We start from the raw sequence: 23914 nt of genomic DNA on the forward strand, positions 1-23914 counted from the left end.
GTGGATGATTCTGATTTTTTACATGAAGTACTTAATTTATATGAAGTAAACAATGGAGATGAACCAGTTAACTATAGCAATGGTAAAAATGCTAAATTTGTACTTAATGGCTTAGAGACTGAACGTAAAGCTAACGTTTTTACAATTAGTGGAGTGGAATATACCATTAAAGCTGTTACAGATAATGCTGTAACCGTTTCTTCTGTATCAGATACTGATGCCATCTTCGATAAAATTAAAGGGTTTGTAAATGAGAAACTTATGGAAAGACGTTACAGAGATTTTCCGCCATTAACAAATGAACAAAGAAGAGCAATGGATGACAAAGAAATTGAGATGTGGGAAGAAAAAGCGAAGAGTGGTTTGCTTCGTGGAGATCATATGCTATCAGGTATTTTAACGGACATGCGTATGTTGATATCTGACCAGGTAAAGGGATTAGGTGATGGAAGGATATCCTCATTAGCCCAAATAGGTATAACTACTGGTTCGAAAAGCTATAAATGAAAAGCCAGAAGAAATAATCAGTTTGTTTACTAACCAAAGTAATGATGCGTCAAATAAAGGTATTGGATTTAGACTGTATGAGTCTGCGGGAGCTGCAATCAAAAGTATTCAAGATAAAGCTGGTAGAGAAGGTGCGGTTGTAGACAATAGTTTTATGCAACGTGAAATACGTCAATATGACGAACAAATTGAACGCTTCGAAAGAAGATTAGCAAGTGTTGAAGAGCGCTACTGGCGCCAATTTACGGCGATGGAGAAAGCTTTATCTCAGTTGCATTCCCAGGGAGATTGGCTAATGCAGCATATGATGCAACAATAAAAAGCCTTTAGTTATTACTAGCCGAAACGAGGTGAGAATAATGAACATTCAGAACATTTCATCTGCGAATTTGGGGAATTCTGATAGGGTACAACCAAAACAAAGTAATAATCAAGTATTGAATCAAGCAGTAAACCAACAAGCTTCAAACCAAGCACATAACCAAAACCAGCGTCAGCAATCAAGAACTCAGGCTAATATAGAATCACAGAGGGCAAACCAGTCTCAAAGACAAACCGTATCTGAGGATGATTTATTAAAAGCAATTGAACGGGCAAATAGCAGCATAGACAAAAACAATGCTCGCTTTGAATATTCGATTCACGAAGATACGAAGCGTATAATGGTTAAAGTCGTAGATACGGTAAATGATGAAGTAATAAAAGAAATTCCTGCCGAAGAGGTTTTAGACTTAGTAGCGAAGATATGGGAAATGAGCGGGATCTTACTAGATGAAAAGAGGTAACATCGAGTGAAGCAATTAATTGATGAACTCATATCCTTAACTAAAACAATTGCAGAACACACTGGTGAAGCTGATGATGAGCTTCTGAACATAATTGATGAACGCAACAAATTATTTGAAGCTTTTCAACAAGGAATTGAAAATAAATCAATACAAGTGAATAATCAACAGTTCCAGGAACTCTATCAATTGACAAAACAAGCCGAAGCAGTAATTCAAAAGCACAAAAATCAAGTAGCAGATAATATCAAAAAAATTCAAAAGGGCAAACAATCCTCTGACCTCTATGACCATGGACGAAATACTAGAACAACAGCTAGAAGAAACCCATATCAAATGACTCCGTCGGCAGCTTTTTTTGATAAGAAAAAATAGTAATATAATAGTTGTGCAATTAATCACCTTTCCTACAGCAAACATTAAAAGCTGTAGGTTTTTGTTTTTTAGTTATACACAGAAAACATCGTTTTTAGTGCAAAATCTGTGGATAAGCACATAGTTATACACAGATTGATAAGTTTTGCTGTGGAGAATTTTTTTTTATTTTTGTGGATAATGTGTATAAGTCTGTGAATAACTGATTTGATAGGGTTTAATCCTGTGAGTAAAATTGAAGGCAATATGTAGAAAAACGCTCGTTCTCTTGACATTTTTTTTGGCAGGTCTATAAGCACATTTGTCAATAATCTAGTAATAAATTAGTACTAATGGATGATGATTTTGAATTTGTGAATAATAATTCTGATTAATTATTATATTGAATTTCCATGGGTACGGTTGTATAATATTATAGTGAATTCTTATTCATAAAACTAAATAAAAACATGGGGGAATATTGATGAAAAAGTGGACAAAATTGTTCCTAGTTTTCACATTAGCTTTATCCGTAGCATTATTAGCAGCATGTGGATCATCCGACACACAAGCACCAGCAAATGATGACGCTGCAGACCCAAGCTTACCAGTATACAAAGTAGGTACTGACGCTGCGTACAAGCCGTTCGAATGGACTATGCCAAACGGTGATATTGTTGGTTTTGACGTTGATGTAATCAACGCTGTAGGTGAAGCCGCTGGATTTAGAGTAGATATCCAACATAAAGGTTGGGAAGGATTATTCGAAACTGTTGAAAACGGCGAAGTAGATATGGCTGTTTCTGCAATTACTATTACAGAAGAGCGTAAGCAAAAGTATGATTTTGCTAATCCGTATTTCGAAGCAACACAGCTTATCTTAGTACCTGAAAACTCTGACATTAACTCTTTAGCAGACTTAGAGGGTAAAGACATTGGAGTTCAACAAGGGACTACTGGTGATATCGCTGTTCGTAGTGCTTTTGGACAACAATACTCAGGTGTGAAGCCATTTGAGAACACACCATTTGCTATTCAAGCATTATCGATTGGTCAAGTTGATGCAGTGGTTGCAGATAACGTTGTAGTTATGGAATACGTGAAAGCAAACCCGAATGCTAATCTTCGTTACGTATTTGACGATGCATTTGATGCTGAGTACTACGGATTCTTAGTTAAGAAGGGTAACACTGAGTTACTAGAGAAGCTAAACGAAGGCTTAAGAATTATTAAAGAAAATGGCACATACGATGCAATCTATGCTGAGTACTTTGGTCAGTAATTTAATTTCTCTAATAAACAGATAATATAAAAAAGGTCTGAGTGAATTTTATTCAGACCTTCTTTTATTTACATTATTTAAAATGATTCTAAAATAGTAATTATGAAAGAAAATACTAGAATGTACCAGCTAATTAGGTGATATTAGCTCTAAAGAGTTTTGACAGTCTTTTATAGAAGTAGTTATGATAGCTATGCAGTAGGGAAGAATTCTTAAGCACTGTATCTATATGGATGAATAGGAGGTATTGATATTCAGAATGATTAATTATGAGGAATTGATATCACAACTAGGGGAATGTTGTATAACTGATTGTGGAATATGTAAAAAAGATGAGTGTCTGGTAGGCTATTGCAAACAAAGTTTAACTAGTTGTTTGAAACAGAAGGATGAATTTTTAGATGGTGGAATGGAAGGGATTCCCTATAATGACTCCAAAATTTATGATAATGATAGCATTATTAACTCTTTAGCTTCGTTACTACTACAATGTCGTAATTGTAATGTTTATCATGATGATGAGTGCATTATTAATATTACTCGATCTTCACTTGAGATTATCCTATTAGGTGACTACCAGGATTATAAAGGCAGTACCTTAGTATATTTTAATGATTTAAAAAGTGTTAATAAAGAAATTGCAGATAAAGTGCTTGCATCTTTTCAGCAAAAGAAGTCAGCAAGTTAAATTACATAAAATACAGGAGGCTATGATTTAATGGAGAAGCAGTTAACTGTTGAAAATATTATAGGTGAAACTAAAGGGACAGCTTTAGAAAGAGCTGTGAAACAAAATTTTACAGGAGAAACAAGTGAGGTAGGTATTTACCTAGCGATGGGGAGACTAGCTCAGAGGCAAGGATACCCTGAAATTGCCGAAGTACTTAAGACATTGGCGTGGGAAGAAGCAGAGCATGCAGCACGTTTTGCCGAGTTTAATGGACTAATACAAGACGATTTATTTGATAACCTTAAGCAAATGCTAGAGGGAGAAATATTCGCTAATGAATCAAAGAAGCAAGCTGGTGACAAGGCGCAGGAGTTAGGATTGGACACAGTTCGAGACTACTTCTATGAGTCTGCTAAAGATGAAGCAAGACATGCTAGAATGTTAGAGGGAATTTTGCAACGCTATAATAAAATCTAGTTTCTGATACAACAAAATATTGTGCCCAATACAATAAAATATTGTAATCACTAAATAGTAAAAGCATAGTCTAGGCTATGCTTTTACTATTTAGTTTTGACCTTGGCAAATATATTTCTGAGTTTTTAATATTTTTTTTTGGTAATTATGCATTTGTATTGCACCGCTTGTCTTATCACGGTATAATATACAAGTTCTATATAGTATCGAAATAAGTAGTAGAAAGGAAGCGTAGTATAATGTCTGATTTCAATTGGAACATTGTAGTTGACTATAGTCCACTATTTTTCAAAGGTGTAGTGACGACGGTCCAGCTAACTGTAATTGGTATAACTTTTGGACTTATTCTTGGTCTTATCATAGCATTTATGCGATTATCTAAGTATTTTTTCATTCGCTGGCCTGCATCTCTGTACTTAAACATATTTAGAGGGACTCCTTTATTCGTACAGTTATTAGTAGTTCACTTTGCCTTAATTCCAGCTATTTTTGGTACATCCCAGGGACCATTCTTTTCTGGAGCGGTCGCCCTAGCTTTAAACAGTGCTGCTTATATTTCTGAGATTTTCCGTGCGGGGATTAAATCCATAGATAAGGGGCAAATGGAAGCAGCTAGATCATTAGGTATGAGCCACTGGACAGCAATGCGTGAGATTATTCTACCACAGGCAGTGAAAAAGATGGTTCCACCTTTTGGTAACGAATTTATTATACTTCTAAAAGACTCATCGTTAGTTGCAGTTATTGCAGTTCACGACTTAACACAGGCTGGGCGAATGGTTATGGCAGCTACCTTATCTCCTTGGGAAGCCTATTTACCTGTTGCCGTCTTATATTTAATGCTAACAATTCCACTCACTTATTTAGTTAGTTACCTAGAAAGGAGACTGGAGACAAAATGATTGAAGTTAAAGACCTACACAAAAAATTCGGCGATTTGCACGTCTTAAAAGGCATTAACGCCTCTGTAAAAGAAAAGGAAGTTGTCGTCGTCATTGGTCCCAGTGGATCGGGTAAAAGTACATTTTTGCGCTGTATGAATTTATTGGAGGATATAACCTCAGGTGAAGTGTGGATTCAGGGTGTGAATATTGCCGATAAAAAGACAGATATTAATAAAGTTCGCCGTGATGTGGGGATGGTATTTCAGCAGTTTAACCTGTTTCCACATAAGACAACATTACAGAACGTTACCTTAGCGCCGATGAAAATCCTCGGCAAGTCAAAAAAAGAAGCCGAGGAAAAAGCATACCAGCTATTAGACAAGGTAGGCTTAAGGGATAAAGCAAACGTGTATCCAGATAATCTTTCTGGTGGACAGAAGCAGCGTGTGGCGATTGCTCGTGCACTTGCTATGGAGCCAAAGGTAATGCTATTCGATGAGCCGACATCAGCACTTGATCCTGAGATGGTTGGTGAGGTTTTGCAGGTAATGAAGCAGCTAGCTTTAGAGGGTATGACCATGGTAGTCGTAACTCATGAGATGGGCTTCGCCCGCGAGGTAGGCGACCGTGTGTTGTTTATGGACGAGGGGTTACTTGTAGAGGAAGGAACACCAGAGCTAATTTTCAGAAATCCACAAAACCCAAGAACACAGGCGTTTTTAAGTAAAGTCCTTTAAAACTTGCACATGTAAATAAGAATTTACACATTCAAGCTGTAAAATACACATCGAAAAAAAGGATTTTAGACAAACAGGAAGAATATATATAATAGGAAAGTGAAATACTATTAGTAATAATTTTCCAGTAACACATCATTCAGAGGAGGGGTTATTTATGAAATATAACCTTCGAGGGCACAACATTGAAGTAACAGAATCATTGAGAGAGTATGTAGAGAAGAAGCTTAGCCGCATTGAAAAGTATTTCGATGAGCTGCCAGCTACTGATGTTCAAGTAACATTGCGTGTGCTGAAGTCTGATCACACGATTGAAGTTACATTGCCTTTAAACGGGATGATGCTTCGCGCTGAAGAGACAAGTGACGATATGTATGCAAGTATTGACTTAGTTGTTGAGAAGTTAGAGCGTCAAATTCGTAAATACAAAACTCGTGTTAACAGAAAGTATGAGAACCAAGGTATCCGTACTCTATTTAAAGAGCTAGCTAATAACCAAGAGGAAAAAGAAGAAGATTTCTCTGTAGTTAAGACTAAAGCATTCAATGTTAAACCAATGGTTGTTGAAGAGGCAATTCTACAGATGAACCTAATTGGACATAACTTCTTCGTATTCTTAAATGCTGAAGAAGATGCTGTAAATGTTGTTTACAAGCGCAACGATGGAAAATACGCTTTAATTAAACCACAAATGTAAATCGCAAAAAACAAGGGCGATAGCCCATAGCAAAAGAAAGCAGCTGCACATACCCTAGTACTATCAGAATGAATGATGGGGGGATAAATGTGCAGCTGTTTTGGTATATGTTTTTATTTTTTGTCGTATGGCTAGCCTCTCATATCGCTTATTGGAATATAAGAAATTCAACATTTATACCTGGCTGGATGATATATACAAGTGTCGGTATTAGCACAGTGATTGTATTGTATTATATTAAGGAACCTGGGCAGATAATCTTATTTACTGCCTTCGTGTTGGGTGTAGTGCAAGCCAACCAAGAGGTTGCATCAGGAGAAAGATGACCAGTGAATTACTCACGTCAAAACACTAGCTACACGAAGCTTGGAGCATGGATTGATATATGAAGTATTGGAGCATGGATTGATATATGAAGTATTGGAGCATGGATTGATATATGAAGTATTGGAACATGGGACGGTTAAAGTGTAATGACCGTCCTTTTTGCGTTGTAATCGCGTTTGCTCGTATATGTTGTCTAATCTATGTTATACTGATAAAATAGCCTTGGATTATATTGGTGAAGGAGTGTTTGATACGTGGTAGTTGGATTATTTAAAAAACTATTCGGAGACGGAAACGCGCGAGATGTAAAAAAGCTACAAAAAATAGTTGATAAAATTAATGCCTTTGAGCCTGAAATATCTGAATTATCGGATGCGGATTTGCAAAGCAAGACTGATAAATTCAAACAGGAGTACGAACAGGGTAAGAGTTTAGATGATATTTTACCAGAAGCCTATGCTGTTGTACGTGAAGCGTCCAAGCGTGTACTAGGTCTGCGTCATTTTGATGTACAGTTAATGGGTGGTATCGTTCTACATCAGCATAGAATTGCTGAGATGCGTACGGGTGAAGGTAAAACGCTAATGGCTACGCTACCTGCTTACTTAAATGCGATTACAGGCAAAGGTGTACACGTAATCACCGTAAATGATTACCTAGCAAAGCGTGACAGTGAATGGATGGGACAAATTCATCAATTTCTCGGATTGACTGTCGGCTTAAATGTACATGGACTTAGCCATGAACAAAAGCAGGAAGCTTACCGTAAGGACATTACATATGGAACGAACAACGAATTCGGCTTTGACTACCTGCGCGATAACATGGTGCTCTATAAAGAGCAATTAGTTCAGCGTCCGCTTTATTACGCCATTATTGACGAGGTTGACAGTATCTTAATTGATGAAGCGCGAACACCGTTAATTATTTCTGGAAAAGGTGAGAAGTCTGCAGATTTCTACAATCAAGCTACGCGCTTTGTTAGAAAGCTGGCCGAAGAAGACTACACCTTAGACGAGAAGGCAAAATCTGTTTCCCTGACGGACGAAGGGGTAACGAAGGCAGAACAGCATTTCAACATTGAAAATCTTTATGATGACCAGAACCTGACAATTAACCATCAAGTTCTGCAAGCCCTTAAAGCTAAAGTCATCATGAAGCGTGATGTCGATTACGTCGTTCAGGACGGTGAGGTTGTCATCGTTGACGAGTTTACGGGCCGTTTAATGCAGGGGCGTCGCTTTAGTGATGGCTTACATCAAGCGATTGAGTCCAAGGAAGGCTTGAAGACCCGTGAAGAGAGTAAAACACTAGCATCAATTACAATTCAGAACTACTTCCGTATGTATGAAAAGCTTGCTGGTATGACTGGTACTGCAAAGACGGAAGAAGAAGAGTTTATGAAAATATACAGTCTTGACGTTGTTACGATTCCAACTAATAGACCAATGATTCGTGAGGATATGCCAGATGTAGTCTATAAGACATTAAAGGGTAAAGTCAACGCCGTCGTTGAAGAAATAGCTGCACGACACCTAGCTGGTCAGCCAGTGCTTGTTGGTACTATTTCAATTGAGAACTCAGAGCTATTCTCACAGCTTCTTACAAAGAAAGGTATTCCACATAGCGTCTTAAATGCGAAATACCATGAACAGGAAGCAGAAATTGTAGCTAAAGCAGGGCAAAAGGGCGCTGTCACAATTGCTACGAACATGGCTGGACGTGGTACGGATATCGTGCTTGGTGCTGACGTCCATGCACTAGGCGGTTTGCATATAATTGGTACGGAGCGCCATGAAAGTAGACGTATCGATAACCAGTTGCGTGGTCGTGCTGGACGTCAGGGTGACCCAGGTTCATCGCAATTCTTCGTATCATTAGAAGACGACTTAATGCGTTTGTTTGGTGGCGAAGCGATTACGGGCATGATGGAGAAAATCGGCTTTGACGAAGACCAACCGTTAGAATCTAGCATGCTATCTCGTGCTATTGAGAAAGCCCAAGAGAAGGTTGAGACTAATAACTTCCAAATACGCCGTCATATCCTACAGTACGATGATGTCATGAACAAACAGCGTGAGATTATGTACAAACAGCGCCGTGAAGTGCTAGAGAATGACAGCATTCGTGATATCGTAGTACAGATGATGGAGGACGTAACGGCTCGCTTAGTAGAAATCTACTGTCCAGCGGAGGAAGTGCCTGAGGATTGGGACATGAAAGGACTTCATGAAGGCTTAATGCGTGTCTATCTTAAGCCTGAGCAACTGTCCTATGAAGAGCTGGACGGTATGCGCTTTGAGCGTGAGCCAGAAGGACTAATCGAATTCTTTAACGAGTTAATCGAAAAAATCTATGCAGACCGTGAGCAGGACCTTGGCGAGCCAATGATGCGTGAGCTAGAGAAGGTAATTGTCCTACGCTCCGTTGATAGTAAATGGATGAATCAAATAGATGCCATGGATCAGCTGCGTCAGGGTATTCACCTGCGTGCCTATGGTCAGCGGGATCCAGTAATGGAATATAACTTTGAGGGATTTGAAATGTTTGAAGAGATGATTTTCTCCATTAAGGAAGAGGTATCTACGCACGTAATGAAAGCTCAAGTACAAGGCAAAGAACAGCTAGAGCGTAAAGAGGTTGCTAAAGGGCAAACTGCTAGTCATGGTGCTATAGGTTTGCTTGGCGGTGCTCAAGGTCCAATGGGTCAGAGCACTAGCCCTAGAGATAAGGAAGTTAAACGCACTCCTTATGTTAATGAAAACAAGGTTGGGCGTAACGACCCATGTCCGTGTGGTAGTGGGAAGAAGCATAAGAAGTGTTGTGGGTAATGATTGTGGGTAAAAGCTTTGAGTAAGAGCTGAGGAACCGCATTCAACGCGTTCACCAAGGCTTGCGGCTTTGAAATATCTAAGTTCGATTACCTAACTTCCAAACTCGCACAAACCGCTCAAACAAGGAAGCTCTGAACGGTAATCCTCACTAAGATATTTTAGCAAAGCCTTCAGCAAGGTTCACTTAGTCGAACACAGCCCCTCAGCACTAAGAAACCAGTTCACTTGCACAGATAGCTAAAAATATATAAATTGAGATAAGCACACAGGTTGACTCCTGTGTGCTTTTTGACTTGTGGTGTTGGTAATATATGAGCTTGATATCGATGAGCGAAGTTTGTCGGAAGCTTTTAGTAGTGCTAGGTGAAAGTGGTGGCATGTAACTCCAACTGTTTGACCGGACGGTAGTTTCTGGAGGGAGTTTTGAGTTTCCAACCTTAAGCCGTAGCAATACTTAAAGCTGTAGGCTTACGTGAGCAAATTAATGTCGAGTCATATATTCTGCCCTTGCCCGCATAGCTTTCAAATATTCGGACAAAATATCTACTATCATCAAACAAACTAGGGAAATTTTTACGCATTAAATATGGAGGTGGCTCCTTTGCAAAGAAAGAAATCACCCTTTGTCCTGCATCGTAGTGTACCAATCAAATATGTGAAGAAGCCAATAGAACTTAGTCATTGCAAAAGGAAACTAGAAAAGATATTTAGCAAGAGCTTAGATTTAACATTTCGCGAGGTGGGTGATCGTTTTCTTATTGCCTATCTGTTTTCAGTTATAGATTTTGACAGATTAGAGCGTACGGTTATCGCACCTTTAAAGGAATATTTACATGAAGATAATGAAGAAAAATTCGAACAAGAGCCACCAGACCGCTACCATCGACTTTTTACCAGTGGGGTAATTAATTTAGAGCGAGAATGGATAGTAATTGCTAGACAAATGATTAAAGGAAGTGCTGTAGTTTTTGAAAGGAACGGAACTAAGCCTGCGTTAATTATGCTACCACAAATTGAGCGTCGACAGGTTATGGAGCCAGAGGGAGAAAAAACTGTCCGTGGGCCACGGGAGGGGTTTATTGAAGACCTTCAGGTGAATATGGGTCTATTACGTAAAAAGCTGCGCACTCCATCCTTGGTTTTTGAAGAAATGACAATAGGCAGTATATCTGAAACAAGGGTAGCAATAGTTTACGTAAAAGGTATATGTGACCCAGAGATAATCAAAGAAGTTCGTGATCGATTGTCATTTATTAATATTCAAAGTGTCCTTGATACAGGCTATTTAGAGGAATTTTTGATTGACCATCCGAGTACACCATTGCCACAAGCGGAGCATACAGAAAAACCAGATAAACTAGTTGCAGAAATACTAGAGGGTCGTGTAGGGATTATCGTCAATGGGGCACCGAGTGTGGTAATTGTGCCGACAATTTTTACGCAGTTTATTCAGGCAGCTGAAGACCACTATGAAAACTACTGGTATGCTACGGCATTAAGAATGATCCGTATACTAGGAATCACTTTAGCTCTGTTTCTTCCAGGGTTTTGGGTCGCTCTCACAACTATGCATCAGGAAATGCTACCTACCCCACTAGTACTTAAATTAGCTGGGGCTCGAGAAGGAGTGCCATTTCCAACGGCAGTTGAAGCATTTGTTATGGAGTTAGCTTTTGAATTATTGCGGGAAGCAGGTTTAAGATTACCGTCACAGATTGGACCTGCTGTTAGTATCGTAGGTGCTCTAATTATTGGTCAAGCTGCTGTTGAAGCAGGACTAGTATCTCCTTCATTAGTAGTTGTTGTTGCAGTGGCTGGGGTATCTTCGTTTCTAATACCTTCATATCGTTTGTCGATTGGATTGAGGCTTCTACGATTTGTGGTCCTGTTTGTCAGTGCTGTACTGGGCTTAATTGGATTAGTCTTATTAGCAATACTGATGTTGGTACATTTAAACTCTATGCAATCTTACGGCACTCCTTACTTTGAGCCGTTGTCGCCAATTAAGTATAGTCAATTTCGTGATTTTGCTTTACGAAAAGACTGGCGCTCTAAGGCTAAGGACGTTTACAATATTGGACTTAATCGTGCGGAAAACAAAGTGTCTCCAGAAAGACCAGCAATTTCAGAAATGGGTAACTATAGAAAAGAGTAATGGGATTACAACAAATTATAGATATAGGTTAGGAGGGCTGTTTTTGTATGAAATCACAAGAAATTATGGCAGTACCAAAAAAGTGGATTTCTAATGCACAGCTCTTCTTTGTTATTGTAGTTATTAGAAACACAATTGCCATAAGTATTACTCCAGCAATAACAGGGGGTTATACTAGACAGGACGTATGGATTGTCGTAATATTAGCTAGTTTTTTGAACTTGATTGTTGTTTGGTTTTTGCTTGCTTTACACCGAAGCTTACCCACCTTTAAGCTAGAACAGTTATGTGACCATATCTTAGGTAAATATTTAGGTAAAATAGCAATTGTAATATTTTTTGTTTATTTTTTTTCTTTAGCAACTGCAATGACAGCTTATATGGCCCATACTAATCAGACAATTCTACCAGAAACACCACGTTCGGTAATTAAATGGTGCTTCTTATTTGTGTGCTTTTATTCTTTATATAGAGGTCCAGCAAGTGTAATAAGAAGTGGCGGGCTGTTTTTTACTATTCTAATCCTTGCAAGCATAACACTTGTTTTCTTTTTGCTACCAGATTTAGACTTTCAGGAATTTAAGCCAATTATGTATCACGGCTGGGAACCTTTACTGGTGGGTTTACTAGTACCCACAGTGCTGTTTTTTGAGACTTTATTTATTTTACATATTTTGCCGATGGTTAAGACTACAAAATGGACATATCGTGTTCCGTATTTGGCTCATTTGCTGGCAGGTTTATTACTCCTAATAGTAAGTGGTAGTTTAGTGGCTGTGTTTGGAGCTAAAGAAGCTGAAGAACTTCAGTTTCCACTATTCACCTTGGTCAGGGCGGTATCTGTTGCTGGCTTTTTAGAGCGTTTAGAGTTTATGGTTGTAGGTATTTGGTATGCTAGTATATTTTTGACAGTAACGATGTTTCTTTATGTGTGTCGGGAGTTGTTTTTGCATATGTTTAAACGACTAAACAAACACACTAAATATGTCAATGTGGCACTTATACTAGTTGTTGGGATTATTAAGCCGCACTTATTCCCCGATATGCACTCATTGTTGCAGTTTTATAATGTAGGCACCTATGGCGTAATAGGTTTGTTTATTGGTGGAATTATGCCAATATTACTCTACGTTACTATGCGCATTCGTAGAAAAGGGGTGTAGAATTGAGACAAACTGTTGTAATAATTATAATATTGATAATGAGCCTAACTTGTAGTGGTTGCTGGAATCGACAAGAGCTTGATCAAATGGATATTCTACTAGGTGCGGGGCTTGATATTGTTGACAATGAGGTGTTAGTAGCTGCTCAGGTAGCTAGGGCTGGAATCCTGGCTGCGGATGTTCCGCAGGAGCCTGCCTTTAGGGTATATTCAGCGACGGGAAGAACTGTATTTGATGCTATTCGTAACGTAACCTTAACTTCCGCTAATAAAATGTTTTGGGGACACCATCAAGTGCTATTGATAGGTGAAGAATTTGCCAAGGATGGTATCATGGAGGGAATAAGTTTTTTTGCCCGCGATCACGAGGTTAATCGTTTTGTTGATTTAGTACTGTTCAAAGGTGATATAGAAGAGGTTATGAATATGCATGTTGCAAAAAAGTCCCTACCAATGCTAGAGCTAAGGTCACTAATAGAAAACTATGCAGCAAATGCCAAGGTAATTGAAATGCCAGTTAGCAATTTTATGAAGATAAACTCTACTCCTGGTATTTGTGTAGTTGTACCGATTTTAACAGTAAATGAAGTAGCTGGGCAGTCTGTATTTAAACTAGATGGTACTGCTTTAATTGCAGAAAATAAATTAGTAGGTGAGTTGACTGCTAATGAGACACGCGGGCTACTGTGGTTATTAAATCGTGTTAAAAGTGCTATTCTAGTGATTGATGTTACCGAAACAGCAAAAAAAAATGACTTTGCAATTAGAGAAGTAAGTCTAGAAGTTCTAGCGGCGAGTACAAAAATAGTTGCTAACGGCAATCTAAAATTTACAGTGGAGTCAGAAGTAGAAGTAAGCTTCGGCGAAGATATATTTCGCGAGAAAATTTATAGAGACCAGGAATCAGAAATAAAAGCGATGATTGAGGAAGAGGCAGCTAAGCTTATCGAGCGTGAGATAGAAAGGTTATTAGAGATTACACAGGAGCTGCAAACCGATCCTGCTGGGTTTGGTCGAGCAATGTATCGTCAGCGCCCTAATGAGTGGAGAGAAATTGAAGCGGGTTGGTGTGAGGAAACCTATCCAAGCATTGAGGTTAGTTATGATATAAATGTGTCGATAACTGGACGCATGATGCTAAGGGAATATGATTCTATGAATTAATTTTGTTTACTAGGTACTGCTAAAAATATTAGTAATCGACAACAATAGTATGATATAATGTTAGACTGTAATCGATAAGTTAGGGTTAGAAGTTAGGAGTGCAGTAACTATGTTATTAAGTGAAATAAAGTCAGATGTATTAAAACTTAAGCAGAGCTTTGAAGATATCAGGAGGTCTCTTTGACGTAACAACTAAGCAAAAGAAAATTGCTGAGCTTGAAGCAGTCATGGGTGAGCCGAATTTCTGGGATAATCAGCAGGAAGCGCAGAAGCTTATAAATGAAGCGAATGCTATCAAGAAAATCGTAGAGCGTTTCCACGAGCTCCAGCGGCTACATGATGATATGAACACCTTTTACGAGTTAATAGAAGAAGAGCAAGATGAGAGTCTATTACCTGATTTACATAAAGCAATCAAGGATTTAACGGAAGAACTAACATCCTTTGAATTAGAGTTAATGCTAGATGGGCCCTATGACCGTAATAATGCAATCCTAGAAATTCACCCAGGTGCTGGAGGTACTGAGTCCCAGGACTGGGCGGAGATGCTGTTACGACTATATACACGCTGGGCAGAACAACGAGGCTTCCAAGTAGAGACCCTCGATTATTTAGCAGGAGATGAAGCAGGACTTAAGAGTGTAACACTGCTAATAAAAGGCTATAACGCCTATGGGTACTTATCTACAGAGCGTGGAGTTCATCGTTTAGTACGTATTTCACCCTTTGACGCAGCTGGAAAAAGGCACACGTCCTTTGCATCTGTTAATGTCATGCCTGAATTAGAAAATGATGTTGATATAGATTTGAAGCAGGATGATTTAAAAGTAGATACTTATCGCTCAGGTGGTGCGGGAGGACAGCATGTTAACACTACTGACTCCGCCGTTAGAATAACTCATCTTCCAACAGGGGTAGTAGTAACGTGTCAGTCGGAGCGTTCACAAATTAAGAATCGAGCGTCGGCGATGAAAATGCTCATGGGTAAATTAGTAGAACGCAAACTAGACGAGCAAAAGCAGGAAACCTTAGCCATCCGTGGCGAACAAAAGGAGATAGGCTGGGGTAGTCAAATTCGTTCCTATGTTTTTCATCCATACTCAATGGTCAAAGACCATCGCACCAACGTTGAGATTGGTAATGTGCAAGCCGTCATGGATGGTAATATTAATCCGTTTATTGACGCATACCTACGTCAGAAGTTGGCGGTGAATGACTAATGATGGCGAAGCTAAAGAAAGACTCAACTAGGGAAATTATTAGAGATTATGCTTTATTAACCGTCGGCTGTTTGTTTCTAGCCTTAGCGTTAAACTGGTTTCTAGTCCCAAATAAACTGGCGTCAGGTGGAATAAGTGGTATAGCGAATATCCTTTTCCATGTAACAGGTATATCTGTGGGTATAATATTCCTTGTTATTAATGTACCAGTATTTATTATTGGGACAATGATTTTAGGCTCAAAAACAGGTGTTAAGTCCTTTGTTGGGCTAATACTTGTATCGGTATTCATTTTCGCGACTGAGTGGATAGCGCCGATAACAGACAACCTACTGTTGGCCGCCTTATACGGTGGACTCCTTATTGGTACAGGCCTAGGACTCGTGTTTCGAGCTAGGGCGAGCACTGGTGGAACGGATTTAATCGCCCAGGTAGTCAATAAGTTTACTGGCTTAAGCTTAGGTATATGTATGCTCTTTATTGATGGACTTGTCATATTAACAGCGGCAATTGTCTTTGGTGCCGAGTTTGCACTAATGGCCTTAATAGCTTTATATGTAACGAGTAAAACGATTGATTTAATTCAAGAAGGCTTTAGCTTTGAGAAAATGGTCTTTATTATTTCCGATAAATCAGACGAGCTACAGGAAGCAATCCTCACAGATATCAATCGTGGGGTAACAAAGCTACAAGCGCAGGGTGGGTTTACTGGTCAGGACAAACCAATGCTAATGTGTGTTGTCGAACAGAAAGAAATCACAGCCCTTAAACATTTAGTCAAGCATGTTGATGAAAATGCATTTATAATAGTAGGGAACGCCCAAGAAGTTGTTGGCCGAGGCTTTCGAGGAGTATCTAAAGACTATAAAGCAAACAATAGTGAACATCCACAGCAATCATAAAAAACAAAAACACAAAAAACACAATAAAACACAATAAATGCAATAAAATACAAAAAATACAATAAGTAAATATAATACGGAGGTTAATGAATATGGCTAGAGTATTACCAGAAGTACAATTAACGACGGAACAGCTATGCATGTTGAAAGAAAAAGCACAGCGCATTCGTCAAGACATTTGCATTATGACCTGTCAGGCAAAGTCAGGACATCCAGGGGGATCATTATCTGCAGCAGATATCTTAGCTTACCTTTATTTTCAGGAAATGAATGTCGATCCGAAAAACCCTAAGAATCCAGACAGAGACCGCTTTGTATTAAGTAAAGGGCATGCGTCACCAGTCTTGTACGGCGCATTAGCTGAGAAAGGCTACTTTCCACGTGCAGAACTAGAGAACTTCCGTAAAATTGGCGCAATGCTACAAGGGCATCCAGAGATGAAGGGTATTCCTGGTGTTGATATGAGCACAGGCTCCTTAGGACAAGGCTTAGCGGCAGCTAACGGTATGGCCTTAGCTGGCAAGCTAGATAAGATGGACTATCGTGTATTTGTAATGATGGGCGATGGTGAAATCCAAGAGGGCATGATATGGGAAAGTGCGATGGCAGCGGCCCATTATAAGCTTGATAACGTAACGGCCTTCCTTGATTACAATGGTCTTCAAATTGATGGTCCTACAGAAGAAGTAATGGCCCTAGGCGATGTGGCTGCAAAGTGGCAGTCGTTTAATTGGCACACAATTGAAATCAATGGACATTGCTTTGAAGAGATACATGCGGCGGTACAAGAAGCAAAAACAATTAAAGACAAGCCGACAATTATAATTGCTCAGACTTTAAAGGGTAAAGGCGTATCATATATGGAGAATCAGGTTGGCTGGCATGGAAACGCTCCAAGCCAAGAACAGCTTGACCGCGCATTAGCAGATTTATGTGACATAGTGGATGCAGGAGGTGCTGAGTAATGACCAAAATAGCAACTAGAGATGCCTATGGTAAGGCGTTAGTAGAAGTAGGTAAGAAAAATCCAAATGTCGTAGTATTAGATGCTGACTTATCGAAGTCAACTAAGACTGCAGATTTTGCGGCAGCATTTCCAGAGCGTTTCTTCGATATGGGAATCGCAGAGCAGGGCATGATGGGTACGGCTGCTGGTTTTGCAGCAGCAGGTAAGATTCCTTTTGCAAGTACATTTGCCGTGTTTGCAACTGCACGCGTGATGGATCAGGTACGTAACTCCATTGCTTATCCAAAGCTCAATGTAAAAATCGCGGCAACACATGCTGGTTTAACTGTAGGTGAAGATGGTGGATCCCACCAAGCAATTGAAGATGTAGCATTGATGCGTGCTGTGCCTAATATGACCGTAGTCGTTCCTGCTGATGCAGAAGAGACAAGACAGGTTATAGAAAAGGCAGTTGAGTTTGACGGTCCAATGTACATAAGACTGGGTCGCCCAGGAGTACCTGTAATCTTTGACGAGAATTATAAATTTGAAATTGGTAAGGGTCATATGCTACGCCCTGGTAAAGATGTAACAATCGTTGCTACTGGTCTAATGGTTAGTAAAGCGATTGAAGCGAGTGAAAAACTTCAAGAAGAAGGAATCTCTGCTCGCGTTATTAACATCTCTACAATTAAGCCAATTGACAAAGATATTATTATCCAAGCAGCTATGGAAACAAACGCTATAGTAACCGCAGAAGAGCATAATATAATTGGTGGACTAGGCAGTGCTGTTGCAGAAGTAGTAGCAGAAAATCATCCAGTGAAAATGAAACGCGTAGGCGTTGAAGACACATTCGGCGAGTCAGGGACACCTGACGCACTACTTGAGAAATATGGTTTAACCGTAGATAAACTAGTAGAAGCAGTAAAGTCTTTACATAAAAAATAAGCAATAATACTTGTCCGATTAACATGAATACCTGTCCCACCCTTTGCATATATATGATTATATATTCGAAGGGTGGTTTTATTTTTACTATACTAAATGTATATTCGTAAGCTTGCTATTAATATGGGGGTGGACAAGTTTGAAGCAGTTTAAAGTTGTTAAAATTGATAAGAAGCATTGGATGTGGTTAGGAATAAGTGTCACCATTGTATCCTTAGCCATAATTTTAAGCATGTGTACAGGCAGTCCTTTTATCGGGGATCGAACGAATACAGAGGCTAGCAGTGAAAATGTGGAGGAAAGTAAGGAACAATCTACTGCTGAGATAGAACAACAAAGGATGAACGCTAAGCGTTGGTATAATCAATCCTGTGCCCTATGCCATGGCGAACAATTAGAAGGGCGTTTGCAAAACCCGCCATTACTAAACACAGCGAAAAAATATACAGCAGATCAAGTGTATACAATAATCATTGACGGAAGGGGAGACATGACAGGTGGATTCCTCCAAGGTGACGAAGCTAGGGCAGTTGCAGAATGGCTAATAGAAATAGATAAATAAAATAGATAACAGAATAGGTAACTAAATAGATGACAGAATTATCTCCCGTTTAAATGGCGGGAGTTTTTTAAATTAATTCATAAAAACCCATTGAAAAAATATTCATTAATATGTATAATGTTGCAATAATTACTTTGCTTTTTAATAATTACGTCAAGAAATTTTAAAACGATAATAAGACGTGATAGAGTAAAAGATAATGATAAGTATGTCTAGTGATAGTTTAAAAGTTAACGTAGGTTATATTGAATTATCTTATACATGTTATATAGTTTGCTTTAATACAAGTTTAGGGGGAATTCAAATGAAAATAAAGGTCGGAATTATTGGTGTTACAGGCTACGGAGGAATTGAACTACTGCGCTGGCTGAAAAATCACCCTTATATAGAAGTTGCATATCTAGGCTCACACTCTCAGGCTGGCTTAGATATTGCAGATGTATATCCTCACTTACAAGGGCAGCTTGAATATGTCAGTGATACACAGCTACAGGAGATAAATGCCGATGTGATTGCAGAAAAGGTAGAGCTGGTATTCCTTAGTCTGCCATCGGGAATCAGTAGTTCATTAGTGCCTAACCTGCTTGAAAAAGATTTAAAAGTTATAGATCTAGCTGGAGACTTCCGTATACGTGATGCATCGATTCACGAACAGTGGTATAAGAAGCAGGCGCCAGACCGACGAAGCCAAAGCCAAGGAGTATATGGTTTGACGGAGTTTAATCGCGCAGATGTGGCAAAGGCAAGCTTTGTATCCAATCCTGGCTGCTATCCAACGAGCGTAGCCCTAGGCTTAGCGCCGCTACTGTTACACGATTTAATAGAAGCAAAGGGCATTATTATAGATGCGAAGTCAGGAACATCAGGTGCAGGTAGGGGAGCGGCAGTGGGCACACTGTTTTCAGAAGTACAGGAGAGTATTCATGCATATAAAATCGGCGCCCATCAGCACACTCCAGAAATCGAACAGTTTCTAGCTGACGTAACAGGCAAAGATGTATTAACAACATTTACACCACACCTTGTGCCAATGACACGTGGAATCTTAAGCACAATGTATGGTCAGTTAACGGATAAAGCTAGAGAAATGAACTTAACAAGCGACTCACTACAGGAATTTTACCAAGGCTTTTATGAAAAAGAAAAATTCGTCCGTATTCATAAATCTGGCGATTTTCCAAAGACTAAATTTGTATACGGTACTAACTTTTGTAATATCGGGGTATATGTTGAAGAGCGAACTGAGCGTGTAATAGTTGTATCTGCTATAGATAACATGGTCAAAGGCGCTGCTGGGCAGGCGATACAGAATATGAACGTAATGTACGGCTGGGATGAAGCAACTGGCATTGACAATATACCGCTTATCCCATAGCAAATTAATAAATAAATAAATGAATAATAATACTGTATAAAATGAATATTTATGCAATCATCGCTTAACATGATGCAAGATAGGAGTGTATAAAAATGGATTTTAAAATAGTAGATGGTGGCACAATAACAACACCAAAAGGATTTAAGGCACAGGGAGTTTACGCAGGAATTAAGCGTAAACGTAATGATTTAGGAATATTGTATTCAACAAACCCTGCAAATGCAGCAGGAGTTTATACATTAAATGTTGTCCAGGCAGCACCATTAAAGCTGACAAAGGAGTCAATTTTAAAATCAAAGCAGCTGCAGGCCCTAGTAGTAAATAGCGGTAACGCCAATGCTTGTACAGGAGTCGAAGGAGACAAAAACGCCCGCAAAATGCAAGAGCTTGTGGCGACAGGTCTAGATATCCCTAATGAACTAGTGGGTGTAGCATCTACAGGAGTTATTGGACAACAGCTACCGATGGATTGTGTGGAAAAGGGTATTGAAATGGCACTTGCCGATTTATCAGAAAACGGAGGTCCAGCCTTTAGTGAGAGTATTTTAACGACTGACTTGATAGAGAAAAATATCGCAGTTCAAGTTGAAATTGCAGGTAATACAGTTTCAATTGCTGGATCGGCAAAAGGCTCAGGAATGATTCATCCGAATATGGCAACAATGCTTGGATTTATTACTACAGACGCTGGTATTGAGCATGAAGTGCTGCAGAAGCTACTTGCAACGGCAACTGACCAGACATTTAACATGATAACAGTTGATGGTGATACAAGTACAAATGATATGGTTGTAGTCATGGCGAACGGTCAATCTGGGGTGAACATAGATGAGTCACATCCAGAGTGGAATAAATTTGTTAGTGCTTTTACCCATGTATCTGAATACTTGGCGAAGGCAATTGCCCGAGATGGCGAAGGAGCGACGAAGCTTATTGAAGTTACTGTTACCAATGGTGCTAGCTTTGAAGAAGCGGCGATGATTGCGAAATCGGTTATAGGAAGCTCTTTAGTGAAATCAGCAATTTTTGGAGCAGATGCGAACTGGGGTAGAATTGTAGCTGCGGCTGGCTATAGCGGCGCTCAATTTAACCCAGATAAAATAGACGTGTACCTGATGGGGACACTTATTTTCCAAAATGGTATGGGCGTAGACTTTGATGAAGAAGCCGTACAGGCAAGAATGCAGGAGGAACTGATTCCGATAGAAATCAATCTGCACCAAGGAGAGGCACAGGCTCGCGCATGGGGCTGCGACTTAACCTATGACTATGTAAGAATTAATGCGAGCTATCGAACCTAGATAAAAGTGTGAGTAGTAGTGCTCGAAACGGGTTTAGCTCACTCACTAGGTTTGCGACTTTGATCGTACTAAAGCTTGATTTCCTATCGCTTCAAACTCCCTTCGGTCAAACAGGTGAAGCGCGACATAGGAAATCTTCGCTAAGTACGATTAGCAAAGTCTCCAACAATGATCGTTCCGCCAAACCCATTCCAAGCACTACAGCTAAGCTGCATCACTTTTGTTGTAGGTGACGTGGTGTATCTTCAGAATATGTGGCGTGGTGTCGATGAGCGAACTTTGGCGGAAGCTTCTAGTAGTGCTTAGCGAAGGATTGGCTAAAGGCTCCACGTGTCTGACCAGAGGGAGTTGTGGAGTCAGCCAATCCGAGCTTTAGCAATACAGAAGCTGGAGGCTATAGTGAGCGAATTGATACTACGTCACATATTCGCTGATTTACTTACAAGTTCCGCTAATCTACTTACAAGATTTTCTGAACAACCACTAGAAAGGAAGCAATTTAGAAAAATGGAGGTCTACGGAATGAATGCCGTTTTGCATAGAGCGCAAATATTGGTAGAAGCACTACCATATATACAGAAATTTTCAGGCAAGATCGTTGTCGTCAAATACGGCGGCAGCACAAGGAATGAGGACTCAACCTCGTTCTTTCAAGACTTAGTAATGATGAAGCAAGTTAACATCCACCCAGTGGTTGTCCATGGCGGTGGTCCAGAAATCACAGCACTTTTAGAATCTATGGGCTCCCAGGTACAGTTTGTGAACGGCCTACGGGTAACAGACCATACGGTTTTAGACGCTGCCAGTATGGTACTAGTAGGAAAAATAAATAAACAGATTGTCTCGCAAATCCAGTCCTATGGAGGAAACGCCATCGGCTTAAGTGGTATTGATGGCAAATTATTACTAGCCGAGAAAAAGCAATCAAAGGATGTTGATTTAGGTTATGTTGGTGAAATTAAAGAAGTAAATTGTACGCTGTTACGCGGCTTAATCGAACAGGGGTATATACCAGTAATATCACCTCTAGGTGTAGACCATCAGGGTCAACGCTACAATATTAACGCAGACACCGTAGCTGCTGTTGTTGCGGGTGCTCTAAATGCTGAGAAGCTTGTGCTTTCAACAAATGTTGCAGGGCTTTATGTTGAAGAAAACGGTGAGAAGCAGACAATCTCCGCTATAGGCGCAAAAAAAATTGCAGAATACATTGCCAGCGGGCAAATCCATGGCGGGATGGTACCTAAAGTCCAGGCATGCTTAGAGGCTTTAAGTAGGGGAGTACAACGAACACACATTGTCGATGGTCGCCAGGAGCATGTATTACTACTAGAATTGTTAACAGATACAGGGGTTGGCACAATGGTTACAAAGGAGGACGATGTTTAATGAGTTCTACTGAAGTAAACGAACAGCAAGTTGAGAAACAGAGCAACCTAATGACCACATACAATCGTTGGCCGATTACGGTAGACCGTGGTGAAGGGAGCTACCTTTGGGATGTTGATGGAAAGGAATATCTTGATTTCACATCAGGAATTGCTGTTAATCAATTTGGACATAGCTATCCACCAATGGTAAAAGCGATTCAAGCACAGGCAGAAAAGCTAATTCATGTATCAAACTTGTTTGCAATCCCGAATCAGGAGCAACTAGCAGATGCTCTAGTTGAGGAAGCAGGCTATGGGAAGGTGTTTTTTGCAAATAGTGGTGCTGAAGCGAATGAAGCGGCAATTAAATTAGCAAGACGCTATCATCAAAAAATACGACATGAAAACCGATACGAAATTATTACATTTCAGAAGTCCTTTCATGGACGGACATTAACGACGATAACAGCAACGGCTCAGCCGAAGTATCAGGAAGGATTTTTGCCGTTACCTGATGGGTTTAAATATTGTCCGTTAAATGACATCAACGCGGTAAAACAAGCAATTACCGATAACACTGCAGCAATAATGTTTGAACTAATTCAAGGCGAGGGTGGCGTTCACGTTATTGACCGCGACTTCTTACAAGAATTAAAGGAACTGGCAGAAAAGCATAACATTTTGTTAATCGTAGATGAAGTCCAGACGGGAATCGGCAGAACAGGCACTATGTTTGCGTGGCAGCAGTTTGATTTCCAACCAGACATCTATACCCTTGCTAAAGGATTAGGTGGTGGAGTACCTATAGGTGCTTGTGTGGCTAAGGATGAGGTTGCCAAAGCCTTTGTTCCAGGGACTCATGCTTCGACATTTGGCGGAAATCCACTAGTAACAGCAGCGGCAAACACGATAATTTCGGAATTACAAAGGCAAGAGGTGCAAGAGCAGTTTCAAGCTAATGTCATAGATGTAGAGCAACGACTTAAGTTATTGAAAAACCAATATCCAGACTTAATTATAGAATCCAGGGGACTGGGGTTGCTACGGGGCGTGCAATTAGACGAAGCAATTCCTGTAATGGACGTAATCGTGAAATGTAGAGTAAAGGGTCTTTTAATTACACCAGCTGGTGATAATACCCTACGATTGTTACCGCCTTTTAATGTCAGTCCACAAGAAATTGAGAAGGCGTTTACTATCATTCGTGAAGTTTTAGGGGAATTTACGGACAAAAACAGTGAGAGCTAGG

At 39.8% G+C, this 23914-nt stretch carries 22 protein-coding genes and 1 pseudogene; all 23 read left to right on the forward strand.

Annotated features, from left to right (window positions below; genetic code table 11):
• The 23 genes and pseudogenes from fliD (at position 1) to BHF68_RS04355 (ending at position 23913) form a co-directional block, all read left to right on the forward strand.
• Positions 1-826: pseudogene (gene fliD, locus BHF68_RS15540) on the forward strand (flagellar filament capping protein FliD).
• 40 nt (positions 827-866) lie between these two features.
• Positions 867-1292: a flagellar protein FlaG gene (locus tag BHF68_RS04245; RefSeq protein ID WP_084019204.1), complete on the forward strand. Its 426-nt coding sequence runs from the start codon at positions 867-869 to the stop codon at positions 1290-1292.
• Positions 1293-1298: 6 nt separating this feature from the next.
• Positions 1299-1667, forward strand: coding sequence for a hypothetical protein (locus BHF68_RS04250; protein ID WP_069642427.1), 369 nt, complete (start codon positions 1299-1301; stop codon positions 1665-1667).
• Positions 1668-2130: 463 nt separating this feature from the next.
• Positions 2131-2928, forward strand: coding sequence for a basic amino acid ABC transporter substrate-binding protein (locus BHF68_RS04255; RefSeq protein WP_069642428.1), 798 nt, complete (start codon positions 2131-2133; stop codon positions 2926-2928).
• Between the two features lie 247 nt (positions 2929-3175).
• Complete coding sequence (locus BHF68_RS04260; RefSeq protein ID WP_218070325.1) at positions 3176-3616, forward strand: hypothetical protein; 441 nt, start codon at positions 3176-3178, stop codon at positions 3614-3616.
• 30 nt (positions 3617-3646) lie between these two features.
• Positions 3647-4075 carry a ferritin-like domain-containing protein gene (locus BHF68_RS04265; protein WP_069642430.1) on the forward strand — a complete coding sequence of 143 codons (429 nt, stop codon included), beginning with the start codon at positions 3647-3649 and terminating at the stop codon, positions 4073-4075.
• Between the two features lie 239 nt (positions 4076-4314).
• Positions 4315-4977 carry an amino acid ABC transporter permease gene (locus BHF68_RS04270; RefSeq protein ID WP_069642431.1) on the forward strand — a complete coding sequence of 221 codons (663 nt, stop codon included), beginning with the start codon at positions 4315-4317 and terminating at the stop codon, positions 4975-4977.
• A complete protein-coding gene (locus tag BHF68_RS04275) occupies positions 4974-5696 on the forward strand; it encodes an amino acid ABC transporter ATP-binding protein (protein ID WP_069642432.1) in 723 nt (240 codons plus the stop codon). The genes BHF68_RS04270 and BHF68_RS04275 overlap by 4 nt, the downstream gene beginning before the upstream one ends.
• Positions 5697-5853: 157 nt before the next feature.
• Positions 5854-6393 (forward strand): ribosome hibernation-promoting factor, HPF/YfiA family, encoded by a 540-nt coding sequence (gene hpf / locus BHF68_RS04280; RefSeq protein WP_069642433.1) that lies wholly within the window; start codon positions 5854-5856, stop codon positions 6391-6393.
• Positions 6394-6482: 89 nt separating this feature from the next.
• Positions 6483-6719, forward strand: a complete 237-nt coding sequence (locus BHF68_RS04285) for a hypothetical protein (protein WP_069642434.1) — start codon at positions 6483-6485, stop codon at positions 6717-6719.
• Positions 6720-6974: 255 nt separating this feature from the next.
• Complete coding sequence (gene secA / locus BHF68_RS04290) at positions 6975-9551, forward strand: preprotein translocase subunit SecA (protein WP_069642435.1); 2577 nt, start codon at positions 6975-6977, stop codon at positions 9549-9551.
• 604 nt (positions 9552-10155) lie between these two features.
• A complete protein-coding gene (locus tag BHF68_RS04300) occupies positions 10156-11709 on the forward strand; it encodes a spore germination protein (protein WP_069642437.1) in 1554 nt (517 codons plus the stop codon).
• Positions 11710-11756: 47 nt separating this feature from the next.
• Entirely contained in the window at positions 11757-12872 is a 1116-nt protein-coding gene (locus tag BHF68_RS04305) for a GerAB/ArcD/ProY family transporter (RefSeq protein WP_069642438.1), read from the forward strand.
• A gap of 2 nt (positions 12873-12874) precedes the next feature.
• Positions 12875-14035 carry a Ger(x)C family spore germination protein gene (locus BHF68_RS04310; RefSeq protein WP_069642439.1) on the forward strand — a complete coding sequence of 387 codons (1161 nt, stop codon included), beginning with the start codon at positions 12875-12877 and terminating at the stop codon, positions 14033-14035.
• Between the two features lie 109 nt (positions 14036-14144).
• Positions 14145-15255, forward strand: a protein-coding gene (prfB, locus tag BHF68_RS04315) for a peptide chain release factor 2 (protein ID WP_141706227.1) whose coding sequence is annotated in 2 segments (ribosomal slippage) — positions 14145-14216 and positions 14218-15255 — 1110 coding nt in all. Because the reading frame shifts where the segments join, the coding sequence is not laid out codon by codon here.
• Entirely contained in the window at positions 15255-16157 is a 903-nt protein-coding gene (locus BHF68_RS04320) for a YitT family protein (protein WP_176719873.1), read from the forward strand. Before prfB ends, BHF68_RS04320 begins: the two co-directional genes overlap by 1 nt.
• A 92-nt stretch (positions 16158-16249) precedes the next feature.
• Complete coding sequence (locus BHF68_RS04325) at positions 16250-17122, forward strand: transketolase (RefSeq protein ID WP_245669631.1); 873 nt, start codon at positions 16250-16252, stop codon at positions 17120-17122.
• Positions 17122-18054 (forward strand): transketolase family protein, encoded by a 933-nt coding sequence (locus BHF68_RS04330; protein ID WP_069642440.1) that lies wholly within the window; start codon positions 17122-17124, stop codon positions 18052-18054. Before BHF68_RS04325 ends, BHF68_RS04330 begins: the two co-directional genes overlap by 1 nt.
• A gap of 139 nt (positions 18055-18193) precedes the next feature.
• The gene (locus BHF68_RS04335) at positions 18194-18616 is read left to right on the forward strand and encodes a c-type cytochrome (protein ID WP_069642441.1); all 423 of its coding nucleotides are present in this window, start codon (positions 18194-18196) and stop codon (positions 18614-18616) included.
• A 304-nt stretch (positions 18617-18920) separates the two neighbouring features.
• Positions 18921-19991, forward strand: coding sequence for an N-acetyl-gamma-glutamyl-phosphate reductase (argC, locus tag BHF68_RS04340; protein WP_301553593.1), 1071 nt, complete (start codon positions 18921-18923; stop codon positions 19989-19991).
• Positions 19992-20086: 95 nt separating this feature from the next.
• Entirely contained in the window at positions 20087-21295 is a 1209-nt protein-coding gene (gene argJ / locus BHF68_RS04345; RefSeq protein WP_069642442.1) for a bifunctional glutamate N-acetyltransferase/amino-acid acetyltransferase ArgJ, read from the forward strand.
• A gap of 522 nt (positions 21296-21817) precedes the next feature.
• Positions 21818-22684 carry an acetylglutamate kinase gene (gene argB / locus BHF68_RS04350; RefSeq protein ID WP_084019210.1) on the forward strand — a complete coding sequence of 289 codons (867 nt, stop codon included), beginning with the start codon at positions 21818-21820 and terminating at the stop codon, positions 22682-22684.
• Positions 22684-23913 carry an aspartate aminotransferase family protein gene (locus BHF68_RS04355; protein ID WP_069642443.1) on the forward strand — a complete coding sequence of 410 codons (1230 nt, stop codon included), beginning with the start codon at positions 22684-22686 and terminating at the stop codon, positions 23911-23913. The genes argB and BHF68_RS04355 overlap by 1 nt, the downstream gene beginning before the upstream one ends.
• The last annotated feature ends 1 nt before the right edge of the window (position 23914 follow it).

Origin of the sequence: Desulfuribacillus alkaliarsenatis, from assembly GCF_001730225.1 — a bacterium.
GTDB classification, from domain to species: domain Bacteria; phylum Bacillota; class Bacilli; order Desulfuribacillales; family Desulfuribacillaceae; genus Desulfuribacillus; species Desulfuribacillus alkaliarsenatis.

What these genes read in the sequence shown, in the direction of transcription:
- BHF68_RS04245 (WP_084019204.1), top strand. Translation starts at nt 867, where the DNA reads ATGAACATTCAGAACATTTCATCTGCGAATTTGGGGAATTCTGATAGG.
- BHF68_RS04255 (WP_069642428.1), top strand. Translation starts at nt 2,131, where the DNA reads ATGAAAAAGTGGACAAAATTGTTCCTAGTTTTCACATTAGCTTTATCC.
- BHF68_RS04265 (WP_069642430.1), top strand. Translation starts at nt 3,647, where the DNA reads ATGGAGAAGCAGTTAACTGTTGAAAATATTATAGGTGAAACTAAAGGG.
- BHF68_RS04270 (WP_069642431.1), top strand. Translation starts at nt 4,315, where the DNA reads ATGTCTGATTTCAATTGGAACATTGTAGTTGACTATAGTCCACTATTT.
- BHF68_RS04275 (WP_069642432.1), top strand. Translation starts at nt 4,974, where the DNA reads ATGATTGAAGTTAAAGACCTACACAAAAAATTCGGCGATTTGCACGTC.
- hpf (WP_069642433.1), top strand. Translation starts at nt 5,854, where the DNA reads ATGAAATATAACCTTCGAGGGCACAACATTGAAGTAACAGAATCATTG.
- BHF68_RS04305 (WP_069642438.1), top strand. Translation starts at nt 11,757, where the DNA reads ATGAAATCACAAGAAATTATGGCAGTACCAAAAAAGTGGATTTCTAAT.
- BHF68_RS04320 (WP_176719873.1), top strand. Translation starts at nt 15,255, where the DNA reads ATGATGGCGAAGCTAAAGAAAGACTCAACTAGGGAAATTATTAGAGAT.
- BHF68_RS04325 (WP_245669631.1), top strand. Translation starts at nt 16,250, where the DNA reads ATGGCTAGAGTATTACCAGAAGTACAATTAACGACGGAACAGCTATGC.
- BHF68_RS04330 (WP_069642440.1), top strand. Translation starts at nt 17,122, where the DNA reads ATGACCAAAATAGCAACTAGAGATGCCTATGGTAAGGCGTTAGTAGAA.
- argC (WP_301553593.1), top strand. Translation starts at nt 18,921, where the DNA reads ATGAAAATAAAGGTCGGAATTATTGGTGTTACAGGCTACGGAGGAATT.
- argJ (WP_069642442.1), top strand. Translation starts at nt 20,087, where the DNA reads ATGGATTTTAAAATAGTAGATGGTGGCACAATAACAACACCAAAAGGA.
- argB (WP_084019210.1), top strand. Translation starts at nt 21,818, where the DNA reads ATGAATGCCGTTTTGCATAGAGCGCAAATATTGGTAGAAGCACTACCA.
- BHF68_RS04355 (WP_069642443.1), top strand. Translation starts at nt 22,684, where the DNA reads ATGAGTTCTACTGAAGTAAACGAACAGCAAGTTGAGAAACAGAGCAAC.